Here is a 20208-nt window from a genome sequence, read left to right as displayed (position 1 = left end):
CGGCGGGGCCGCGCGCCCCATGCCGCTCAGCGCGGCCCCGCCCCCACCCCCCAGAGAGGAGGTACACCGTGGTCACCCCCACCCCCGAACAGGCCGACGCCATCGCCTCGTACGGCGACGGCACCGATCTCGTCATCCAGGCCGGCGCCGGATGTGGCAAGTCCTCGACGCTGAAGCTGATCGCCCGCGCCGACCGCCGACGCCGCATGGCGTACGTCGCCTACAACCGGTCGATCGCCGCCGACGCGAAGCGCTCGTTCCCGGCCAACGTCGCCGCGTCCACCGGGCACGGACTCGCATTCGACCCCCGGCACCTGCCGCGCCTCCAACGGCCGCGCCAGACCGCACTCGACGCGGCCAAGGCCCTCGACATCGACCGCATCACCGGCGGCGTCCAGCGCATCCCCACTGACCTCGGCCACGTCAAGGCCATGACGTCGAAGGTGACGATGCGCGCCGCGCTGGAGACCGTCGAACGCTACTGCCACTCGGCGGACGACGACCTCGGTGCCCGGCACATCCCCCGCTACGACGGGCTCACGAGCCCGGACGCCCGGGCCGCACTCACCACGGTGGTGCTGCCGGTGGCCCGTGCCGCGTGGGCGGACCTGCGGCGCGAGGACGGCGTGCTGAAGCTCAGCCACGACCACTACCTGAAGCTGTGGGCGCTCGGCCGGCCGCGCCTCGCCGCGGACGTCGTCCTGCTCGACGAGGCCCAGGACACCAACGACGTCCTCGCCCGGGTGCTGCTGGACCAGGAGCATGCGCAGCGCATCGCGGTCGGCGACTCCGCCCAGCAGATCTACGCCTGGCGCGGTGCCCGCGACGCCCTCGGCACGTTCGAGCGCGAGCTCGGGGCCCAACTCGCCACCCTCAGTCAGAGCTTCCGGTTCGGCCCGGCGATCGCCGACGCCGCCAACCGGTGGCTGTACCTGGTCGGCACCGACATGCGGCTCACCGGCTGGGCCGGCTGCGAGAGCACCATCGGCCCGGTCGACCAGCCAGACGCGGTCCTGTGCCGCACCAACGCGGGCGCGGTCGGTGTTGTCCTCGAGAGCCTGGCCGCCGGGCGCCGGGTGGCGATGGTCGGCGGAGGCGGGGACATGAAGCGGCTCGCCTGGGCCGCCCGCGACCTCCAGGCCGGCCGCCCCACCGACCACCCCGAACTCATCGCCTTCCCCACCTGGTCCGCGGTACGCGAGTACGCCGAGGAGGAGGACGGCAGCCTCGAGACCCTCGTCAGGCTCATCGACGAGTACGGGGCGGAGGACATCGCTGACGCCGCGGATGCCCTCGCTTCCGAGGACGAAGCCCAGCTGGTCGTCTCCACCGCGCACAAGGCCAAAGGCCGCGAGTGGCCGGAGGTGAAGATCCACGGGGACTTCCGTGCCCCCAAGCCCGACCCGGTCACCAGCCTGCGGATCCTGCGGCGGGAGGAGGCCCGTCTCGCCTACGTCGCCGTCACCCGGGCCCAACTCCGCCTCGACCACGCCGCCCTCGCCTGGGTGGACACCGTCACCGCGGTGACCGATTGACCGCGTACCAGTGCGGCGCCGGTACCGGACCGTGCGGCGCCGACGGCCGGCTCTACCCCTGCGGGTGGCGCTGTCCCACGCACACCCCGGCCGCGCAGGCGGGCCGTCCCGAGCCCGAACCGGGGCCCGGCTACACCCCGCAGGCCCTGCCCACCCCGCAGTCCGCCAGCGCCCTCGTGGACGCCCGCGCGGTCGCCACCGGCAAGCGCCGCTCCAGCACCCAGGACTACCGCCTCGCACAGGCCGCCACCGCCCGCGGCCTCCCCACTTCGAAGGAGAACTGACCCATGGCGTACATCGGACACCGGTGCGGCTGCGGCCACATGGACACCCAGCACAAGGCGGGCGCCCCCAAGTCGACCTGCGAGGCCCGCGCGGGGCTCTCCTGCCGGACCGGCTGCCGCAAGTCCGTGAAGTCGCTGCTCCGCCCGACCTTCGACCTCAAGGGCCGGCCGGTCGAGCGGATCGTCCCGCCCGGCGAGCGCATCGGCGGCAACAACGGCCACGTCACGTGCGCCTGCGACAACTGCGAGGCGCTGTACGCCGAGCTGACCGCCGCGTAGACCGCTGGCGCCGACGGATGACCGCCCGGCCGCCGGCGCCAGCACCAACCACCCCGCTCCCAACCGAAGGGCCCCGCACGTGGGAATCCGCCTAGTCGTCGAGGTGCTGCGACACGCGCCGGAGACGCTGACGCACCGGGAGAAGCTCCTCCTGGTCGCCCTGGCGGAGGATGCGAACGACGACACCCGACTCACGTGGTCCAGCGTCGAAGACTCCAAGATCCTCGTCGGGGCGAAGGTCAACCGGGCCCAGCTCTATGACGTGATCAAGAAGCTGATCGCCAAGAGCGCTCTGGCCAGGGTCACCGCCGGGCAGCGCCACGCCGCCGCGAAGTACAAGATCCTCAACCTCGTTCAGGGTCAGGAAATCCCTGACACTGAACCCGAACTTCAGGGTCAGGAAATCCCTGACACAGACCAGTCTCAGTGTCAGCAAATCCCTGACGCAGAGAAGGGGTTCAGTGTCAGGGAATCCCTGACACGGTCTAAGTCTCAGTGTCAGGAAATCCCGAGTCTCAGTGTCAGGGAATCCCTGACACCTACTCCTCTCCTCCTCGAGATAGATAACTCTCCCTCCCCCCGCGCATCACCCACACCGGTCGAGCAACCCGACCCGTTCGACGCGTTCTGGACGGCCTACCCCCGCAAAACCGCGAAGGCCGACGCAAGGAAGGCCTTCGCCGCCGCCATCAAGGCCGGTGCAGACCCGAACACCCTCCCCAGCACCGTGGCCCGCCACCACGCGCACTGGATCGCCGAGGGCCGCCAGCCCCAGTACTTCCCGTACCCCGCCACCTGGCTCCGCAAGGGCAGCTACGACGACGAGCTGATCGCACCCCAGCCAGCTGGACCCCAGCAGTCGACCCACCAGACCTATGCAGACCGAGGGATCTTCTGATGACCACCGTCGACTACGGCCCCGACCTCGACCTCGACGAGGACACCCTCCTCCGAGCCGAGCCCTCCGACCTGATCGCCGAACAGGCTCTCCTCGGCCGCCTCATCGAGGCCCGAGACACCCGCCGCGCGCTCAACGACACCCGCATCGCCCCCGGCGACTTCTACCGGCCCGCCCACCAGCTCATCCACACCGCCATCACCGCCCTTGCCAACCGCGGCACCGTCGTCGACCCCATCACCCTCACCGCCGAACTCCAGGCCGCCGGCACCCTCACCCGCGCCGGAGGACGCACCTACCTCGGCGAGCTCGGCCAGGCCGCAGGCTACGGAGCCACCCTCGACTGGCTCGCCGCCCGCATCCAGGACCTCGCCCTCCGCCGAGCCCTCGCCCGCACCGGCGCCCAAATCCGCGAGCTCGGCCTCACCCCCCAAGCCCCATCCGACACCTCATTCCCCGGCGCCGAGTACGCCGAGCGCGCCGTCCAGCTGATCCGCGACGTCCGCGACGCCGGACGCGCCGCCGAAGACCAGCCCGTCACCGACATGCTCGACTTCCTCCAGATCGAGGACCCCGGCCACGACTGGGTGATCCCCGGCTACCTCGAGCGCGGCGACCGCGTTGTCTGGACCGCAGGCGAAGGCGGCGGCAAGTCCGTCCTGCTGCGGCAGATCGCCGTCACCGCAGCCGCCGGCATCCTCCCCTTCGACGGCCGGATCTCCGAGTACGGGCCGCAACGCGTCCTCGTCCTCGACTGCGAGAACTCTGAGCGCCAGTCCCGCCGGCACTACCGCGGACTCATCAACACCGCCGAACGCAACCGCACCCCCGTCCGCCGAGGCCACCTCCACATCGACTGCAAGCCCGAAGGCGTCGACCTCACCCGCGGCGACGGTCGGGCCTGGCTGATGCGCCGCGTCGAAGAGGTCCGCCCCGATCTCCTCATCGTCGGCCCGATCTACCGCCTCCACGCTGGCGACCCCAACAGCGAGGAACACGCCCGCAAGGTGACCGTGGCTCTCGACCAGGCCCGGTTGCACGTCAACAGCGCGATGGTCCTCGAGGCCCACGCGGCCAAGGCGAACGGAGTCGGCCCCCGCGGCCTCGCCCCCGTCGGCAGCTCCCTGTGGCTGCGCTGGCCCGAGTTCGGTATGGGCCTCCGTCCGGTGGAGGACGCCCGCTCCGCCGAGGAGGACCGGGCCCGCCGCATCATCCCCTGGCGCGGCGCCCGCGACGAACGCCAGTGGCCCGCCTTCGTGTGCCAGGGCGCCGACGGCTCCTGGCCCTGGCGCTCCTACACCCCGGTCGACGCCGACCGCTTCACCGGCCACAGCCCCACCGGAGCCCTCTCGTGATCACCCCCGCCACCACCCAGCCCCAGACCCACCCGAAGGAGTCCTGACCATGTCCCTGCCCACCATGACTGGCGTCGGCCGCATCGTCGCCGACCCGGAGCTTCGCTTCACCCCCAACGGTCACGCCGTCGCCCGCGTTCGCCTCGTCTTCCAGGACCGCCGCCTCAACCCCCAGACCCAGCAGTGGGAGGACGGCGACACCCTCTGGATCGACGGCACCGCCTGGAACCAGCTCGCCGAACACGTCGCCGAGACCCTCCAGCAGGGCATGGAGGTCCTCGTCACCGGCGAGCCCCGCACCGAGAGCTGGGATCAGGACGGACAGAAGCGGTCGAAGGTCTCGCTGACCATCCGGTCCATCGGCCCGAACCTCGCCTACGCCACCGCCAAGGTCCAGAAGGCCCAACGCGACACCCAGAACAGCCAGCAGACCGGCGGACAGCGCCAGCAGCCCCAGAGGCCCCAACAGGCCCGCCAGCAGCCCCAGAACGACCCCTGGGCCACCGACACCAACACCGGGAGCCAGGAGCCCCCCTTCTGATGACCACCACCACCCTCCCCCAACCCACGACCAACACGACCGGCAACAACGACCTCAACCACGTCTACTGCTGCAGCCCCAACACCGCCCTCTGCGGCACCGACATCACCGACGCCAGAGACGACGACACCGCCGACATCACCTGCATCGTCTGCGCCGACCTCATCTGGGACAACACCCCCTGCAGCCCCACCTGCGACATCCACACCTGGGCCTGACCGCCCGGTCCGCCGCCGAAACGCCGTGAGGTTCCTCGGCGGCGGACCGGTCCGCCCCCGGTCCGCGCGCGGGGCCAGGACCGGACCCACAACAGCCGCGCACAGCCCACCCGGCACCCGACAGCCACCACACCCACCAAAGGCCCCCAGGAGGCCGCTGTGCCGTACTACGAAACCGACACCGTCACCCTCCACCACGGGGACAGCCTCACCACCCTGCCCACCCTCCCCGACCGCAGCGTCGACGCCGTCATCACCGACCCCCCCTACGAGATCGGCATCGCCAGCCACTCCTGGGACTCCACCGGCATCGCCTACAACGTCAACCTGTGGCGCGAGTGCTGGCGCGTCCTCAAGCCCGGCGGCCACCTGATCGCTTTCGGCGCACCCCGCACCTACCACCGCCTCGCCAGCGCCATCGAAGACGCCGGCCTCCACATCGTCGACCAACTCGACTGGATCTACACCCACGGCAAACCCAAGGGCATCGACCTCGCCCGCGCCATCGACCGCCACCGAGACGACCGTCCGCAGGTCCTCCAGGTGACTGCCTGGCTCAAGGCCGCCCGCGACGCCGCCGGCTGGACCACGGAAAAGATCAACCACCTGTTCGGATTCCACGCCCGCGGACAAGCCACCCACTGGACTACCCACGGCGTCGCCGCAGCCATCCCCACCCCCGCCCAATGGGACCGACTCATCACCGCACTAGGCGCCGACGACTCCACGATCCGCCATGTGGTTGAGGACCTTTGGGCCCGCAAGGGCACCGTCGGCGAGGCCTTCGGCACCCGGGAGATCGTCAGTCAGCGACACGAGACCGCCCGCACCACCAGCCACTACCAGGGATACAGCGGGCACCGGGTCAAAGCCCGCGCCGCCAGCGCCGACGCCCGCCGCTGGGAGGGCTGGCACACCGCCATCCGCCCCGCCCACGACCCCATCGTCCTCGCGCGCAAGCCCACCGGCTACGACACCCTCACCGCCGGCGTGCTGCGGCACGGTGTCGGCGGCCTTCACACCGCCGCGTGCACCGCGGCCGGCGGAGGCTGGCCCACCAACATCCTGATCGGCCACGACTGCCCCGACGGCGGGCCGTGCGCCGACGGCTGCCCCGTCCGCGACCTCGGCGCGGCAGCTGCCAGCTTTCCGATCTTCCGCCTGGAGTCCCGTACCCCCGCGGCCGAGCGCATCCAGGTGGACGGCGTCACGCACCCGACCCCGAAGCCCGTCGCCCTGATGCGCTGGCTCGTCCGACTCGTCACCCCGCCCGCCGGCCTGATTCTCGACCCGTTCGCCGGATCCGGAACCACCCTCGAGGCCGCCGTCCTCGAAGGCGCCCGCGGGGTCGGTGTCGAGCAGCACGAGCCGTACGCCGCGCTGTGCCGGGCCAGACTCGACCGCCCGCTCGACCTGCCCCTGTTCACCGCCTGAGCCACCACACACACCCCCCAGGAGCCCCCCGTGACCACCGCCCGCGAACAGCTGCTCGACGCGCTCTCCTCCACCGAGTGCGCCAACGCCGGCACCACCCCCGAGGCCCTTCTCGACGCCTACCGGGCCGAGGTGCTCGCCGCCGCGCACGCTCGCGTCGCAGCGCTCCCCCCGGCCAGGTACGGCGAGCCGATCGCCGCGACCCGCGAACAGATCCTCGACGCGATCACCGCCGCCGGGGCGGGCCGGTGACCAGCCAGCAGGGCTGGGACCGCGCCGAGTTCACCTGCGGGCGCTGCTTCGCCACCGTCACCGCAGAGACGGAGCGCGAGTACATCCGGCTCATCGCCGACCACAAGGCCAACTGCCCGGGCGCGTCCGCCGCCCGCACCCCGACCAGCTGAGGACCAGCCACCATGCAGCTCCCCGACCGCCCCTGGAACGGCCTCACCCTCCTCGACGCCTACTGCTGCCAAGGCGGCGCCTCCATGGGCTACTACCTCGCCGGCTTCAACATCACCGGCATCGACCTCCACCCCCAGCCCCGCTACCCGTTCCCGTTCATCCAGGGCGACGCCATCCAGCACATCCGCGACCACGGCCACCAGTACGACGCCATCGCCGCATCCCCGCCCTGCCAGCGCTACAGCGCCACCCAGCGCATCCAGCGCAACGACCACCCCGACCTCATCGGCCCGACCCGCGACGCCCTCGACGCCACCGGCCGGCCGTGGGTCATCGAGAACGTCGAGGACGCCCTCCCCGAACTCCGGGCGCCCGTCACCCTGTGCGCCGCGCCGCTCGGCCTGCACACCTACCGGCACCGCCTGTTCGAGCCCGGCGGCGGCCTCCAACTCGCCCAGCCCGACCACCCGAAGCACACCGTGCCCTCCGTCAAGATGGGCCGCCCCCTGCGCGAAGGCGACTGGTACCACGCGGTCGGCAACTTCTCGAACGTCCCGTACGTGCGCGCCGACATGGGCGTCCCGTGGATGAGCCGCGACGGCATCCGCGAGTGCATCCCGCCCGCGATGACCCGGCTGATCGGCCAGCAGATCGGCCGCCACCTCGCCGCCCTGCCCGCGCCCGCCGGGGCCGCAGCGTGAGCGCTCACCGCATCACCGTCATCCGCTGCAACGGGCGGGAGGAGTGCGGCGCCGAGACGCACACCCCGCGCTACGCCACCGCCGGCCTCGACCCCGCCCAGATCGCCCTCCGCCTCATCGTCACCACCAGCGCCGTGCGCTCCACCCTCCGGCGCGCCATCCGCAAGCTCGGCGCCCGCGACCTCCACCACGCCATCCAGATCCACAACCAGCCGGACCCCACCGGGTGACCACGCCCGTCCTGCTCGCTGTGGCCGGCAGTCTCGCCGCTGCCGGCCTCGGCGCCTGCCTCACCGCCGCACTCGGCCACCGCGCGGCCCGCGCCGACCAGCCCCCGCCCGACCCCGACGATCCCGTCCGCGAGGCCGCCGAGCACTCCGGCCTCATCCCCCGCCCCGCCGGACCCAGCCCCACCACACACCAGGAGGACCTCACATGGTGACCCCGCCGCCTACCCGCACCGAAGCCCTCGTCAAAGCCGCCGAATGGGCCAAGTCCGCCCACCGCTGCTACGCCCGCTCCGCCCAGGCCCGCGACGACGCTCAACGCCTGGTCGCTGCTGGCACCAGCATGTTCGCCCCCGAGGTCGAGCGCCTCATGACCCGATCCGCCGTCGACGCGGCCGACTGCGAGACCGAGACCAAGCTCGCCACCGCCTGGGCCGCGATCGCCGACGCCGCCCACGACGAGACGCACGTGGTCCTGGAGGTAACCGAACCGTGACCGCCCTCACCGACCGGCAGGCCGAAGTGATCCGCCTCACCGCCGAGGGATACACCCCGATTCGCATCGCCGGAATCCTCGGCATCGCAGCCAGCACCGTCCACGGTCACCTTCGCCGGGCCCAGCAGAAGACCACACCCCCACCGCCACCTCCGCCTCCGCCCGCGCCCCGCCCCGTCGACCCGCTGCTCACCCTCGCAGCCACCGCCAGCCAGCGCCCACTCACCCCGGACGAGACCCGTCTCCTCACCAGGCTCATCCGGGACTACCACCGCCTCCGCGCCCTCACCGCCGACTACGAGCAGACCATCACCAGCCAGCGCACCGAGCTGATCCACACCCGCGCGTCGCTCGCCGGCACCGCCAAAGCCCTCCGCACCGTCACCGCCCGCGCCACCCATGCCCTGCCCTGACGACGAGTGGGACCCCGCCCTCCTCTTCGACGACCCCGACGACGAGTTCCCCCTCGACCCGCCACCCCGCCCCATCCATGACGTCATCCGCGACCTCGACGACTACCAGCCCAGCTGACCGCAACCCCCGCACAGGAGACCGGACATGCTCACCCCCGCCGCCACCACCCGCCTCGCCCGCGAGCTCACCGAGATCCCCGAACTGATCGTCCGCACCCACCTCGCCCTCCAGCCCGCCGCAGGCCGACGCGGAGCCCGAGTCTCCGGTGCCACCCGCACCGCACCGCTGCCCTGCCGCCTGGACGTGCTCTCCACGATCGGCCCCACCGCGGCCGCCGTCCACGACGGCCACCACGACCAGGCCGCGACGCCCAGCGTCGGCATCCTCGCCGGATGGGCCGAGGTGGTGCTCGACGACCGCCGGCGGGCCAACGACTGGTCCGCCTGGGTCCGGCCGGCGTCCGGCGCCACCGAGCGCACTGCCTCCGTCGCCATCAAGGTCCTGCTGCTGCACCTCGACTTCGCGGCCCAGCGCGACTACGCCCGCGACCTCGCCAACGAGGTCACCGACCTCCACCGCCACCTCGCCCGCGTCACCGGCTGGACCCCCGCCCCGCCCCGCCCGGTCCGGATCGTCTGCCCGCTCTGCGACCTCCTCACCGTCGGCGAGCGCACGGACGGAATCCGCCAGTGCACCAACCCCGCCTGCCAGCACGAGCTGACCATCGAGCAGTACCAGGTGCTCGCCGAACAGCGACTCACCCGCGCCGCCTGACTCACCCCGAGGCCACCCACCCATGACCGCCACACCCGACCTGACTCACGCCATCACCGCCGCACTCGCCGGCCCCCACGTCTACCGCACCACGATGCCGCCCCAGGGCGGCCCCGAACTCACCGCGCTGAATCAGCTGAATCAGGCGACTCAGGGCCGCCGATCCACGCTCCCCGACCACACGATCGTTGCTCTCCACCGCTGCTGGTGCCGCCGCACGTCGACACGCGCCGCCGCCGCCGAGTGCGGCGTGAGTCAGGCCACCGCCGGCCGCTACTACCGCCGATTCAGGAGCGCCGCGCAGTAGCCGCTTGCACATGATCCACCCGGTGTGTCACGCTGCTGACAGCACCACACGTGCGCCTACATCACGAAGGGCCCGGAGCAACGCTCCGGGCCCTTCGTCGTTCCCCAGGGAGGCAGCATGGACCACCTGCTGACCGGCCCCGAGGTCGCCGCCCTCTGCGGCGTCGACCCCGCCACCGTCCGAAAGTGGAAGGAGCGCGGCATCATCACCCCCGACGGGCTCGACGATCGCGGCCGCCCCCTCTACCGCCAGCTCACCGCCGCCCGGGCCGAGCGGGCCACCCGCGACCGAGCGCGCCGCACCGTCGGCTCCGTCGCCGCCTGACCTACGGCACCAACGGCCCCTCGCCCACACCGCGCCGCTTCGGCTCCTCCTCCACCGGGTTGGCCGGGACGGTCGCTTCCAGCTTCGGACGCGCGGCCAGACCACCGAACAGCCCCGCGGCCCCGGCGGTCAACAGCATCCACGCCGGCGCCTGCCGCTCGCTGATCTTCAGCGTGCACTCCGCCGACACGTCCCGCGAGTAGCTCGACTCCTTCGGCGACCACGGCGACCCGCAGTCGTCACCCACCGGGAAGAAGCCCAGCGCGAAGCCCCCGGCGGCCAGCGTCAGCCCGCCCACGATCACACCCTGCGTCACCTGAGACGCCATCACGACCCCCTCGGTCCAGAGGGCGCACAGCCTAGAGGCAGGTGATCCGAAGTGGCCAGACGCAGAGCACGCACCGTCTGCACCGTGCCCGGCTGCCCCACGATCACCGACAGCGGCCGCTGCCCCGCCCACCGCGCCGAGGCCGACCGGGCCCGCGGCACCACCACCCAGCGCGGCTACGGTCAGCAGCACCGCACCCGCTTCCGCCCCGGCGTCCTCGCCCGCGACCCGCTGTGCGTGTGCACCGCGCAGGACCACGGACACGGCGCCCCGTGCGGCCAGCCCAGCCGGCACGCCGACCACCACCCGCTCAGCAGACGCGACCTCGTCGACGCCGGCCACGACCCCGACGACCCCGCCCACGGCCGCGGCCTCTGCCACAGCTGCCACAGCCGCGAGACAGCAGCGCATCAGCCCGGAGGGTGGAACGCATGAGCACGGTCCTGCTGACCATCACACCCACGCAGATCGACAAGCACCGCGAGCTGCTGTGCCACTGGCTCACAGCCAACGGCATCGCCCCGGAGGACGTGTCCGCCGACCTGCCGCTCACCATCGAGCAGACCGCCGACCACAGCGTCATCTGCTACCACGAGCTCCAGCGATCCAGCACCGGCCACAAGCTGGTCGACCCGGACAACCGCAACCGCGTCTGGACCGTCCGCCGTACCGTCGACCAGCAGGTCCTGATCCCCGGGGTCGTCGTCTCCCAGGTCGACGTGACCGCACTCGGCGACCTCGGCGCCAGCTACATCACCGTCTACCGGATGCCCGCCAGCACCGATGGGTGAGCACATGGTGGAGCTCTACCGGCTGCCCGGAGGCGGCCTGATGGTCGCTGAGGAGCACACGTGGACCGCCGAGGAGTGCCCGGCCGTCCAGTGTGCCCTGGCCGGCCGGTCGCTACCTGCTGGCTCCCTCTGGCTGTCAACCACGGAGGGTGACTGACCCCAGGGGGGTGACCCCCTCCGCCCAGCCCGGCGGGACCCGCGGGGGAGGTATCTCGCGGCGTGTACGGGTCTGGGGGTTCCCGGCGGCCCCGATCGGCTACCCACAGCAACGACTGGAGAGGAGGCGATCAGCTATGGCTGGTGTCGGTCCCACGCCAAACCCGAACCACCGCCGCCGCAACGGCGACGCGCCCGTCGGCACCGTGCTGCCGGCCGAGGGCTACACCGGACCGGCCCCCGTCCTGCCGGGCGGCCACGACTACGACTCCCGCACGCTGGCCTGGTACGACACCTGGAAGGGGTCGCCGCAGGCCGCGACCTTCCTGGCCACGGACTGGCAGCGACTGCACATGCTCGCGCAGTTGGTCGAGTTGTTCTGGGCAGAGCCGAAGAAGGAGCTGCTCGCCGAGATCCGGCTGAACGAGGCCGCTCTCGGCGGAACGGCGGCGGACCGGCTGCGGCTGCGCTGGTCGCTCGGCTCGGCCGAGGTCGGCAAGGGGGCGACGCGTGCCGCCGAGCGTGCCGCCGCCCGCCGCTCCGCCGGGGACGTTCGGGACAGGCTTCGGGCGGTCGGTGACGAATGAGGCGGCCCGGCGTCCGGCGCTCCCTCGGGTACGCCGTCGCCGACTGGATCGAGTACTACCTCCTCCACGGCCCCGGCGACGTGCAGGGACAGCCGATCGAGCTGGACGTCGAGATCCTGCACTTCCTGGCGTGCACGTACGCGGTCGACGGCGAGGGCCGACGGCGCTTCGACGAGGTGCTGCTGTCCCGCGCGAAGGGCCGCGCCAAGTCGGAGATCGCCGGCGCGATCGCCTGCGCGGAGGCGCTGGCGCCGGTGCGCTTCGACCACTGGGCCGAGCCGGGCGAGGTCTCGGACTGGGGCTACGAGTACGCGCCCGGCGAGCCGGTCGGCGTCCCGATCACGTACCCGTTCATTCGGTGCCTAGCGACCGAGGAAACCCAGGTCGGCAACACCTACGCGAACATCACCTACATGCTCGCGCACAGCGAGCGGATCGCCGAGGACTACCCCGGCATCGACATCGGCAACGACTGGCAGACCTCCACCCGGGTGTTCCTCCCGGACGGCGGCGAGATCCGCCCGTCGACATCGTCCTCGGCGGCGAAGGACGGCGGCAAGGAGTCGTTCTCCGTCGCGGACGAGACGCACCTGTACGTGCTGCCCGAGCTGCGGGGCATGTACGAGACGGTCGAGCGCAACACGATGAAGCGCAAGGCGGCCGAGCCGTGGTTCCTGCAGACCAGCACGATGTACGCGATCGGCGAGGACTCGATCGCCGAGCGGACTCACCGCAACGCCAGGTCGGGCAAGGCGCCGCGGCTGTACTTCGACCACAAGCAGGCGCCCGCCGCCCTGTTGGAGGACGAGGCGTACGACGACCCGGTCCAGTTGAAGGCCGGCCTGATCGCGGCGTACGGCCCGTTCGCCGCGCACATGGACCTGGACCGCATGATCGCCCTGGCCCGCAAGCCCACCCAGGACCGGGCCAAATTCAGGAGGTACTTCCTCAACCTGCCGGTCAGCCTCAGCGAGACGTGGCTGTCGAAGCACCTGTGGGAGCGGTGCGCGCTGCCCCAGGACGTCGAGCCGGGCGAGCTGATCACGGTCGGGTTCGACGGCAGCGACCACGACGACTGCACGGCGATCACCGCGTGCCGGGTGTCCGACGGCTACGTCTTCACCCCGCGGTTCCCGGACGGCCGTCCGATGATCTGGACGAAGTGGGACGACGGCGACCCCGACGCGTGGCGGGTCCCGCGCGCCGAGGTGAAGGCCGGCATGACCTACGTCTTCGACACCTACCGGGTGGCGCGGGCGTACGGGGACCCGCCGGACTGGCGGGACGAGTGCGACGACTGGTCGGCCGAGTTCGGCGAAGACACCTTCCTCATCTTCGAGACGCGGATCGCGACCCGCATGTGCCCGGCCCTGGACCGGTTCAAGACGTCCGTGCTCGCAGGCGAGCTGACCCACGACGGCCACCCGACGATGGCCGACCACGTCGGCAACGCCAAGCCGATGAGGCGTCCGGGCGGGCTGGTCGCGATCGCCAAGCCGTCCCACGACCGGAAGATCGACAGCGCGGTGACCGCCGCGCTCGCCGTCGAGGCCCGTGCCGACCACCTGCGCCGCGATGCCGGCGGTACGGCCTCGTCCTCGTTCACCGGCTACAGCTGACCAGGAAGGGGGGCTCGCATGGCCATCTCCGAGCGGGAGGCCCAGGTCCTGGTCCGTCGGCTGGAGGACCAGCTGGACCGGCGCCAGGGCGACATCACCCACTGGAACGACTTCTACAAGGGCAAGCACAACCTGGGCTTCGCGTCGGCCCGCTTCAAAGAAGCGTTCGGCGGCCTGTTCGCCGACTTCTCGGACAACTGGTGCGGCATCGTCTGCGACGCGCCCGCCAAACGCATGACCCCGCTGGGGTTCCGGTTCGGGGGCGACGGCGACGGCGAACCGGCCCGGGCCGACCGCGACGCCCAGCGGTTCTGGCAGGCCAACGGCATGGACGCCTGGGCCCGCATCGCGCACACCGAGATGATGGTCAAGGCCCGCGCGTTCGTGCTGGTCTGGGCCGAGGACCCGGACGACAACGAGACCGGGCCCGAGATCACGGTCGAGGACGCGACCCAGTGCATCGTGGCGTACGAGCCGGGTAACCGGCGCCGCCGCAAGGCCGCGCTGAAGCGCTGGGCGGACGACGACGGCTCCGTCTACGCCACCCTGTACCTGCCGGACCAGATCTGGAAGTGGCGCCGGCGCGCGGCCCTGGCCTCCGGGCTGGTCCTGCCCGCGGGCGCGGAGCTGCGCGGCTGGACGCCCCGGTCCGACGGCAAGCTCGACCCGGCCGTCATCGCCAACCCGCTCGGCCGGGTACCGATGCTGGAACTGGCCAACGCCCCGCGCCTGGTGGACCCCTCCACACCCGAACACGCCCAGGTCATCCCGATGCAGCGGGCCGTCAACAAGCTGATCATCGACCTGCTGACCGCCTCGGAGGACGGCGCATTCCCGGCCCGCTGGGGCACGGGCATCGACCTGCCGAAGGACCCGCGCACCGGCCAGGAGATCGACGACCCGGAGCTGTGGCGCCTGTCACTGTCCAAGATGCTGCGCGCGAGCTCACCGGACGCGAAGTTCGGGAACTTCGCAGCCGCCGACCTGCGCAACTTCCGCACCGGCGTCGAGCTGCTGGTCGAGCACATCGCCGCGATCAGCTCGACCCCCGCCACGTACTTCATGGGCAAGGTCGAGAACGTCGCCGCCGACGCGCTGACCGCTTCCGAGGCCGGCCTCATCTCCAAGACGAAGGACAAGACGTCCTTCGTCGGGGAGACGTGGGAGGAGATGGCCCGCCTGTGCTTCCTCGTCGAGGACGACAAGAAGCGCGGCAACGACCCGCTCGCGGAGACGATCTGGGCCTCGGTCGAGTACCGGACCGAAGCCCAGCACGTCGACGCGGTCCTGAAGAAGAAGTCCATCGGCGTGCCGTGGCGCCAGCTCATGGAGGACCTCGGCTACACCCCGACCCAGATCGACCGCATGGAGGCGATGCTGGAGCAGGACGCCAACCGGGCCGCGAGGGCCCTGGCGTTCTCCGGCGTCGACGACCCCGGCCCGCTGGAGCCTGCGGGCGACCCGGCGGCCGCAGGGGTGGCCTGATGCCCGCGCTGGAGGTCTCCGAGCAGCGGGCGGCCCGCCAGCGCGCCGTCACCGCACGGGCGGTGGCCTCCGCCGACGCCCTGTGGGCCCGGGTCGACGGCCGACTGATCCGAGCCTCCTGGCAGCAGGTCGCCGAGCAGATGTTCGCCGTCCTTGTCGCAGCCCAGCAGGCGAGCGCGGGCGGCGCCCAGGACTACGTGGCGGCCGCCGTGCTCGCCGCCGGCGCCGCACCCGACCCGGCCGGGGAACTCAACGTGGCCGCGTTCGCGGGCCTGGCCGCCGACGGGCGCGACCTGCGCTCGCTCCTGGAGCTGCCCTCGATCACCGCGGTCACCGACGTCGCCGCCGGCCTGCCCGCAGACCTGGCCCTCCAGCGAGGCCGCTCCCAACTCCTGCGCACGGTCACCTCGGAGGTCACCGACGCGGGCCGGGTCGCCTCCGGGGCCGGCATCGTCGCCGACCGCCGCTGCACCGGCTACGTACGCGTGGTGGGCGGCCGCGGGTGCGCGCGCTGCATCATCCTGGCCGGGCAGGTCTACGGCAGCGCCACCGCGTTCGACCGGCACCCCAACTGCCAGTGCATCCACGAGCCGACCGTACGGGGGCGCCGCGGCGCGCACCTGGAGCCGCGGCGCTACTTCGACAGCCTCTCCCTCTCCGAGCAGCGCAGGCGGTTCGGCGAGAAGGGCGCCCAGGCGATCCGGGACGGCGCCGACATCGGACAGGTGGTCAACGCGCGCCGCAAGGGCAGGTTGTACACCACCGCCGACGGGGTGAAGGCGACCCGAGAGGGCACCACGAAGCGCGGCACGTTCTACCGGCGCGAGCGCGCCCGGGCGATCGCCGCAGGCCGGGTACCGGCCGACATCGGCCGCCGGTTTCAGCTCCGCTCGGCGCGGCTGATGCCGGAGGAGATCTACCGGCTGGCCGCGACCCGCGACGAAGCGATCGAGCTTCTGCGCCGGTACGCCTACCTGATCTGACCCCCCGGGCGGCGCGACGCCGCCCACGACACCACGGAGAGCGCGATGCTCGACACCACCCTGCCCCTGCACACCCTGACCGGCCTGCGCGCCGTCGGCTGGCGACGGCCCCGGTTCGGCGAGGACGGCCCCCAGCCGATCTGGCCCATCCGCGGCGGCGACGGCACCGACGACGACGGGCAGGACGACGGCGACCAGGGCGACAACGACGAGACCGATGACGACCAGGACGACGACCGCGACGGCGACGACCAGGACGACGAGAAGGATCTCGGCGACGCCGGCAAGAAGGCCCTGCGCGAGCTCCGCAAGGAGAACCGCCAGCTGAAGTCCCAGCTGCGCACCGCCCGGCAGGACGGCGGCCGGCAGGACGACACGAAGAAGGACGACGACAAGGACCCGGAGGCCCTGCGCGCCCAGGCTCGCGAGGAGGCCCGCGCCGAGGTGTGGACCGAGCGCGTCGAGGCCGCGGCGATCGCGTCCGCCGCCGGCCGTCTGGCCAACCCGCAGCTCGCCGCGCGCCTGCTCGACCTGTCCGACATCCCGACGAACGACAAGGGCCGACCCGACCGCGACGCGATCAACGAGCTCATCGACGAGCTCCTGGAGGACGAGCCTTACCTGGCCGCCCGGTCCGAGAAGGACGGCGGCGGCCGGCGGTTCGCCGGCGGCGCCGACGGCGGCGCCCGCAAGCCCCCCACCAAGCGCGCGGCCAGCCTCGGCGAGGCGGTCGCGGCCCGTCTGGCCGCACAGTCCGGCCGATAGGAGAAACCCATGCCCGTGACGCTCGCCCAGGCGAAGCTCAACGCGACCGACGACATCGACCGGACCGTCATCGACGAGTTCGCGAAGTCGTCCTTCCTGCTCGACAGCATGACGTTCGACGACGTCGTCAACGTCGGCGGTTCCGGCGGGACCCTGACCTACGGCTACCTGCGCCTGATCACCCAGGCGAACGCCGACTTCCGCGCGATCAACTCGGAGTACACCCCGGGCGAGGTCACCAAGCAGCAGTACACGGTCGACCTGAAGCCCCTCGGCGGGTCCTTCCAGATCGACCGCGTCCTGAACGCCGTTGCCCGGGCCGCCGAGACGACCCTGCAGATGCAGCAGAAGATCAAGGCCGCCCGCGCGAAGTTCGCCGACGCCGTGATCAACGGCGACACCGCGGTGGACGCCAACGGCTTCGACGGCCTGTCCAAGATCCTCACCGGTAGCTCCACCGAGTACCTCCCCCTCGGCAACGGCGTGTCCACCGGGTACGTCGACTGGACCACGGTCAGCGACAAGGCCGGTGCGCTGGCCGCGCTCCGGCACGTCGACACCTGGCTGTCCACCATGGACGAGGCGCCCGGCGCGATCCTCGGCAACAAGAAGACCCTGGCACTCTTCAAGACCCTGGCGATCTGGAGCGACCAGTACGACAAGACCCAGGACGCCTTCGGCCGGCCCATCGAGCGCTACAACGGCATCCCGCTGGTCAACCCCGGTGCCAAGGCGGGCAGCAACAACGACGTCATCGGTCTGGTGACCCGCGACCCGGACGCGGGCGGCGCGGGCGGCAACATCACCAGCCTCGGCGACCTCTACGCCGTCCGGTTCGGCCTGGACGCGTTCCACGGCGTCTCCATGGCCGGTCAGCCGCTGGTGACCTCGTGGATGCCCGACTTCAGCACCTCAGGCGCCGTCAAGACCGGCGAGGTGGAGCTCGGCCCGGTCGCCGTGGCCCTCAAGGCCACCCGGGCCGCCGCGGTCTTCCGCAACATCAAGTCGGCCTGAGCGAGGAGAGCACCGTGGCCACCATCCGCACGCCCGTGCCCGGCTACACCGGGCCGGGCCCCGGCAACATCCACTTCATGGACGGCACCGCCGAGACCGACGACGAGGCCGTCATCGGCTACTGCCGGGGCGCCGGCTACGAGGTCGACGGCGAGATCCTCAACCCCCTGCGGCCCGTCGCGCCCGCGGTGGACGCCCGGGACGTCACGGTGCGGCGCGTCGGCGCCCCGCTGCGGGACGCCGCCGTCGACCCGCGCGCTGGCGACCACCAGGCGCCGACCGGCGCCGGGGCGGGCGACCCGCACGGTCCGGCCGTCACCGCACCCGGCCTGACCACCCACACCCCGCCGGCCCCGCAGGAGGAATCGGCCCCGCCGGTGGAGGGAACCGGCGAGCTCCAGCGTCCGGTGCAGGCCGCGCCGGTCGCCGAGTGGCGCGCCTGGGCGCTGGCCCAGACCGAGGCCGACGACGAGGCCGGGCGGGCCGAGATCGAGAAGGCCACCAAGGCGGAGCTGATCAAGACGTACGGGGGCTGACATGCTCGGCGCGTTCGCCTCGGTGGCCGACCTGATCGGCCGCCTGCCGCCCGAGCGGGTACTGAGCGTCGAGGAGCAGGCCCAGGCCGAACGGCTCCTCGGCGACACCTCCCACCTCATCCGCATGACCGCCGGGTACCAGCAGATCAGCCGCGTCGACAACGACACCGTCGTCCTGCGCGGCTCCGGTGGCCCGTGTCTGACGCTGCCCCAACGCCCGGTCCTCGCGGTCACCGCCGTCGCCGGGCTGACCGCCGACCAGTGGGAGTGGGACGGCGGTGACAGGCTCACCCGCCTCGACGGCTGTGTGTGGCGGGGCGCCACCACCGTCACCTACTCCCACGGCCTGGACGAGGACCAGCCCGCCTACCAGGTCGCCCGGGCGATCTCCTGCGACGCGGTCAAGCGGACCCTGCTCAACCCCACGATGATCCGCCAGCACGCCGTGGACGACTTCTCGGAGACCCTGGCGGACGCCCGGGCCTCCCTCCTCGATGGCGAGGCCGAGACCATCCGGCTCGCCTTCGCCGGACCGAAGGTGAGCGTGAGCGGATGACCACCGAGGCCGCCGCCCTCACGGCCGGTCGGGCGATGGCGGAAGCCCGGATGCAGGAGAGCATCCGCCTGTCCCACCCCGGGCCCGACGTCTACGACCCCGTCACCGGCGAGACCACCACCTCGTCCACCCTGCTCTACACCGGCAAGGCGCAGGTCAAGCCGCTCCAGAGCATGCCCGAGGACGTCCAAGCCGGCCAGCGTGAAGCCGTCCTGATGCGCTACGAGGTGAAGCTGCCCTTCGCCGCCGTCCCGGCCGCCCCGGTCCTGCCCGGCGACACGGCCACCGTCGACACCAGCCCCGACCCCCGAATGCCCGGTCTCGTGCTGCACGTCACCGGCGTCGCCTACAGCGCCACCGCGACCGCGTGGCGGATCAGTGCGGAGGACCGGTCGTGAGCGCGGACATCAGCGGCCTGGAGGCCGTCATCCGAGACCTCGCCCGGGCGGGTGCCGAACTGGACCGCGAGTGCCGGCAGGTCGTCAGCCGCGGCGCACTGAACGTGAAGCGTGACTGGGCGGCCAACGCGCGGGCCACGGCCGGGCGGTACGCGCCGCACTACCCCGGCACGATCGGCTACGACCCCGAGGTGCTGCCCGGCGGCGGCCCCGCGGCGGTCATCGGCCCCGACAAGGGCGCGAAGCAGGGCTCGCTCGGCAACCTGCTGGAGTTCGGCTCCTCGAGGAACGCCCCGCACAACGACGGCGGCCGGGCCCTGATCGCGGAGGAGCCGCGCTTCGTGGCCGCTGTCGAGCAGCTCGCCCGGAGGCTGCTGTGAGCGTCCCCGTGCCGGAGGACCTGCCGCACGTCCTCGCCGCGAAGGCCGCCATCGCCGCGGCCGGGCTGACCGTCTACGTCGGCGGCGCCCCGCCGGGTGCCGCCCTGCCCAAGACGTACGTGGTGCTGTACCCGTCGCCCGGCATCGAGTCCGCGGCGAGCCTCGCCGACGACCGGACCGACCTCGATCTCCCGCTGCAGGCGACCGCGGTGGCCAGCACGCCCGAGGGCGCGATCGGCACGGCCGGCCGCGTCCGGCGTGCCCTCACCGCAGGCCTGATCGTGGACGGCCGGGTGTGCTGGCGCCCCAGGACGCTCGGCGGCCCGCCCCTGCAGCGGGACGACGACGTCACCCCGCCCTGCTGGTACCTGCCGGTCCAGTACGGGCTCCGATCCATCTCCGACTGATCTGGAGGGCC

At 72.3% G+C, this 20208-nt stretch carries 33 protein-coding genes; 32 read left to right on the top strand and 1 reads right to left on the bottom strand.

Annotated elements, in window-relative coordinates:
• The first annotated feature begins 68 nt into the window (after positions 1 to 68).
• The 19 genes from ACFWOG_RS04520 (at position 69) to ACFWOG_RS04430 (ending at position 10192) form a co-directional block, all read left to right on the top strand.
• Complete coding sequence (locus tag ACFWOG_RS04520; RefSeq protein WP_380354726.1) at positions 69 to 1535, top strand: UvrD-helicase domain-containing protein; 1467 nt, start codon at positions 69 to 71, stop codon at positions 1533 to 1535.
• Positions 1532 to 1819 (top strand): hypothetical protein, encoded by a 288-nt coding sequence (locus ACFWOG_RS04515; protein WP_380354724.1) that lies wholly within the window; start codon positions 1532 to 1534, stop codon positions 1817 to 1819. Before ACFWOG_RS04520 ends, ACFWOG_RS04515 begins: the two co-directional genes overlap by 4 nt.
• 3 nt (positions 1820 to 1822) lie before the next feature.
• Entirely contained in the window at positions 1823 to 2098 is a 276-nt protein-coding gene (locus ACFWOG_RS04510) for a hypothetical protein (RefSeq protein ID WP_380354721.1), read from the top strand.
• A gap of 79 nt (positions 2099 to 2177) precedes the next feature.
• Positions 2178 to 2996 carry a hypothetical protein gene (locus ACFWOG_RS04505; protein ID WP_380354718.1) on the top strand — a complete coding sequence of 273 codons (819 nt, stop codon included), beginning with the start codon at positions 2178 to 2180 and terminating at the stop codon, positions 2994 to 2996.
• Positions 2996 to 4351: an AAA family ATPase gene (locus tag ACFWOG_RS04500; RefSeq protein WP_380354715.1), complete on the top strand. Its 1356-nt coding sequence runs from the start codon at positions 2996 to 2998 to the stop codon at positions 4349 to 4351. The genes ACFWOG_RS04505 and ACFWOG_RS04500 overlap by 1 nt, the downstream gene beginning before the upstream one ends.
• A 49-nt stretch (positions 4352 to 4400) precedes the next feature.
• The gene (gene ssb, locus ACFWOG_RS04495) at positions 4401 to 4892 is read left to right on the top strand and encodes a single-stranded DNA-binding protein (protein WP_380354713.1); all 492 of its coding nucleotides are present in this window, start codon (positions 4401 to 4403) and stop codon (positions 4890 to 4892) included.
• A complete protein-coding gene (locus ACFWOG_RS04490; RefSeq protein ID WP_380354710.1) occupies positions 4892 to 5110 on the top strand; it encodes a hypothetical protein in 219 nt (72 codons plus the stop codon). The genes ssb and ACFWOG_RS04490 overlap by 1 nt, the downstream gene beginning before the upstream one ends.
• A gap of 159 nt (positions 5111 to 5269) precedes the next feature.
• Positions 5270 to 6544, top strand: coding sequence for a DNA-methyltransferase (locus ACFWOG_RS04485; RefSeq protein ID WP_380354708.1), 1275 nt, complete (start codon positions 5270 to 5272; stop codon positions 6542 to 6544).
• 30 nt (positions 6545 to 6574) lie between these two features.
• Positions 6575 to 6796 carry a hypothetical protein gene (locus ACFWOG_RS04480; protein WP_380354705.1) on the top strand — a complete coding sequence of 74 codons (222 nt, stop codon included), beginning with the start codon at positions 6575 to 6577 and terminating at the stop codon, positions 6794 to 6796.
• Positions 6793 to 6948 (top strand): hypothetical protein, encoded by a 156-nt coding sequence (locus ACFWOG_RS04475; RefSeq protein WP_380354703.1) that lies wholly within the window; start codon positions 6793 to 6795, stop codon positions 6946 to 6948. Before ACFWOG_RS04480 ends, ACFWOG_RS04475 begins: the two co-directional genes overlap by 4 nt.
• Positions 6949 to 6960: 12 nt before the next feature.
• Positions 6961 to 7650 (top strand): SAM-dependent methyltransferase, encoded by a 690-nt coding sequence (locus tag ACFWOG_RS04470; protein ID WP_380354700.1) that lies wholly within the window; start codon positions 6961 to 6963, stop codon positions 7648 to 7650.
• Complete coding sequence (locus tag ACFWOG_RS04465) at positions 7647 to 7880, top strand: hypothetical protein (RefSeq protein ID WP_380354698.1); 234 nt, start codon at positions 7647 to 7649, stop codon at positions 7878 to 7880. The genes ACFWOG_RS04470 and ACFWOG_RS04465 overlap by 4 nt, the downstream gene beginning before the upstream one ends.
• A complete protein-coding gene (locus ACFWOG_RS04460) occupies positions 7877 to 8092 on the top strand; it encodes a hypothetical protein (RefSeq protein WP_380354695.1) in 216 nt (71 codons plus the stop codon). The genes ACFWOG_RS04465 and ACFWOG_RS04460 overlap by 4 nt, the downstream gene beginning before the upstream one ends.
• Positions 8086 to 8373, top strand: coding sequence for a hypothetical protein (locus ACFWOG_RS04455; RefSeq protein WP_380354692.1), 288 nt, complete (start codon positions 8086 to 8088; stop codon positions 8371 to 8373). Before ACFWOG_RS04460 ends, ACFWOG_RS04455 begins: the two co-directional genes overlap by 7 nt.
• A complete protein-coding gene (locus tag ACFWOG_RS04450; protein WP_380354690.1) occupies positions 8370 to 8786 on the top strand; it encodes a LuxR C-terminal-related transcriptional regulator in 417 nt (138 codons plus the stop codon). The genes ACFWOG_RS04455 and ACFWOG_RS04450 overlap by 4 nt, the downstream gene beginning before the upstream one ends.
• On the top strand, positions 8773 to 8904 hold the full coding sequence (locus ACFWOG_RS04445; protein ID WP_380354687.1) for a hypothetical protein: 132 nt from the start codon (positions 8773 to 8775) through the stop codon (positions 8902 to 8904). Before ACFWOG_RS04450 ends, ACFWOG_RS04445 begins: the two co-directional genes overlap by 14 nt.
• A gap of 27 nt (positions 8905 to 8931) precedes the next feature.
• Complete coding sequence (locus ACFWOG_RS04440) at positions 8932 to 9561, top strand: hypothetical protein (RefSeq protein WP_380354685.1); 630 nt, start codon at positions 8932 to 8934, stop codon at positions 9559 to 9561.
• Between the two features lie 22 nt (positions 9562 to 9583).
• Entirely contained in the window at positions 9584 to 9868 is a 285-nt protein-coding gene (locus ACFWOG_RS04435) for a hypothetical protein (protein ID WP_380354682.1), read from the top strand.
• Positions 9869 to 9985: 117 nt separating this feature from the next.
• Complete coding sequence (locus ACFWOG_RS04430) at positions 9986 to 10192, top strand: MerR family transcriptional regulator (RefSeq protein ID WP_380354680.1); 207 nt, start codon at positions 9986 to 9988, stop codon at positions 10190 to 10192.
• A 1-nt stretch (position 10193) separates the two neighbouring features.
• Here the strand turns inward: ACFWOG_RS04430 and ACFWOG_RS04425 are convergent, their stop codons facing one another.
• Entirely contained in the window at positions 10194 to 10520 is a 327-nt protein-coding gene (locus tag ACFWOG_RS04425; protein ID WP_380354677.1) for a hypothetical protein, read from the bottom strand.
• Between the two features lie 51 nt (positions 10521 to 10571).
• Here ACFWOG_RS04425 and ACFWOG_RS04420 point away from each other — a divergent pair, with 51 nt between their 5' ends.
• The 13 genes from ACFWOG_RS04420 (at position 10572) to ACFWOG_RS04360 (ending at position 20197) form a co-directional block, all read left to right on the top strand.
• Positions 10572 to 10955 (top strand): holin, encoded by a 384-nt coding sequence (locus tag ACFWOG_RS04420; protein WP_380354676.1) that lies wholly within the window; start codon positions 10572 to 10574, stop codon positions 10953 to 10955.
• Complete coding sequence (locus ACFWOG_RS04415) at positions 10952 to 11311, top strand: hypothetical protein (RefSeq protein ID WP_380354673.1); 360 nt, start codon at positions 10952 to 10954, stop codon at positions 11309 to 11311. The genes ACFWOG_RS04420 and ACFWOG_RS04415 overlap by 4 nt, the downstream gene beginning before the upstream one ends.
• Positions 11312 to 11604: 293 nt before the next feature.
• Positions 11605 to 12054, top strand: coding sequence for a hypothetical protein (locus tag ACFWOG_RS04410; RefSeq protein ID WP_380354670.1), 450 nt, complete (start codon positions 11605 to 11607; stop codon positions 12052 to 12054).
• Positions 12051 to 13673, top strand: coding sequence for a terminase TerL endonuclease subunit (locus tag ACFWOG_RS04405; protein ID WP_380354668.1), 1623 nt, complete (start codon positions 12051 to 12053; stop codon positions 13671 to 13673). The genes ACFWOG_RS04410 and ACFWOG_RS04405 overlap by 4 nt, the downstream gene beginning before the upstream one ends.
• An 18-nt stretch (positions 13674 to 13691) precedes the next feature.
• The gene (locus ACFWOG_RS04400; protein WP_380354665.1) at positions 13692 to 15158 is read left to right on the top strand and encodes a phage portal protein; all 1467 of its coding nucleotides are present in this window, start codon (positions 13692 to 13694) and stop codon (positions 15156 to 15158) included.
• On the top strand, positions 15158 to 16141 hold the full coding sequence (locus tag ACFWOG_RS04395; RefSeq protein ID WP_380354662.1) for a hypothetical protein: 984 nt from the start codon (positions 15158 to 15160) through the stop codon (positions 16139 to 16141). Before ACFWOG_RS04400 ends, ACFWOG_RS04395 begins: the two co-directional genes overlap by 1 nt.
• A 45-nt stretch (positions 16142 to 16186) precedes the next feature.
• Positions 16187 to 16906 carry a hypothetical protein gene (locus tag ACFWOG_RS04390; protein WP_380354660.1) on the top strand — a complete coding sequence of 240 codons (720 nt, stop codon included), beginning with the start codon at positions 16187 to 16189 and terminating at the stop codon, positions 16904 to 16906.
• Positions 16907 to 16915: 9 nt separating this feature from the next.
• The gene (locus ACFWOG_RS04385; RefSeq protein ID WP_380354657.1) at positions 16916 to 17920 is read left to right on the top strand and encodes a major capsid protein; all 1005 of its coding nucleotides are present in this window, start codon (positions 16916 to 16918) and stop codon (positions 17918 to 17920) included.
• Between the two features lie 14 nt (positions 17921 to 17934).
• Positions 17935 to 18456 (top strand): hypothetical protein, encoded by a 522-nt coding sequence (locus tag ACFWOG_RS04380; RefSeq protein ID WP_380354656.1) that lies wholly within the window; start codon positions 17935 to 17937, stop codon positions 18454 to 18456.
• Between the two features lies 1 nt (position 18457).
• On the top strand, positions 18458 to 19012 hold the full coding sequence (locus tag ACFWOG_RS04375; RefSeq protein ID WP_380354653.1) for a hypothetical protein: 555 nt from the start codon (positions 18458 to 18460) through the stop codon (positions 19010 to 19012).
• A complete protein-coding gene (locus ACFWOG_RS04370; RefSeq protein WP_380354651.1) occupies positions 19009 to 19410 on the top strand; it encodes a DUF6093 family protein in 402 nt (133 codons plus the stop codon). The genes ACFWOG_RS04375 and ACFWOG_RS04370 overlap by 4 nt, the downstream gene beginning before the upstream one ends.
• Positions 19407 to 19790 carry a hypothetical protein gene (locus ACFWOG_RS04365; RefSeq protein ID WP_380354648.1) on the top strand — a complete coding sequence of 128 codons (384 nt, stop codon included), beginning with the start codon at positions 19407 to 19409 and terminating at the stop codon, positions 19788 to 19790. Before ACFWOG_RS04370 ends, ACFWOG_RS04365 begins: the two co-directional genes overlap by 4 nt.
• Entirely contained in the window at positions 19787 to 20197 is a 411-nt protein-coding gene (locus tag ACFWOG_RS04360) for a hypothetical protein (protein WP_380354646.1), read from the top strand. Before ACFWOG_RS04365 ends, ACFWOG_RS04360 begins: the two co-directional genes overlap by 4 nt.
• Positions 20198 to 20208 lie beyond the last annotated feature (11 nt).

The sequence above is a fragment of the Kitasatospora sp. NPDC058406 genome (genome assembly GCF_042722765.1).
Taxonomy (GTDB): Bacteria; Actinomycetota; Actinomycetes; order Streptomycetales; family Streptomycetaceae; genus Kitasatospora.
The sequence above is the reverse complement of the archived record's forward strand: the minus strand, read 5'-3'. Positions and strand labels throughout refer to the sequence as shown.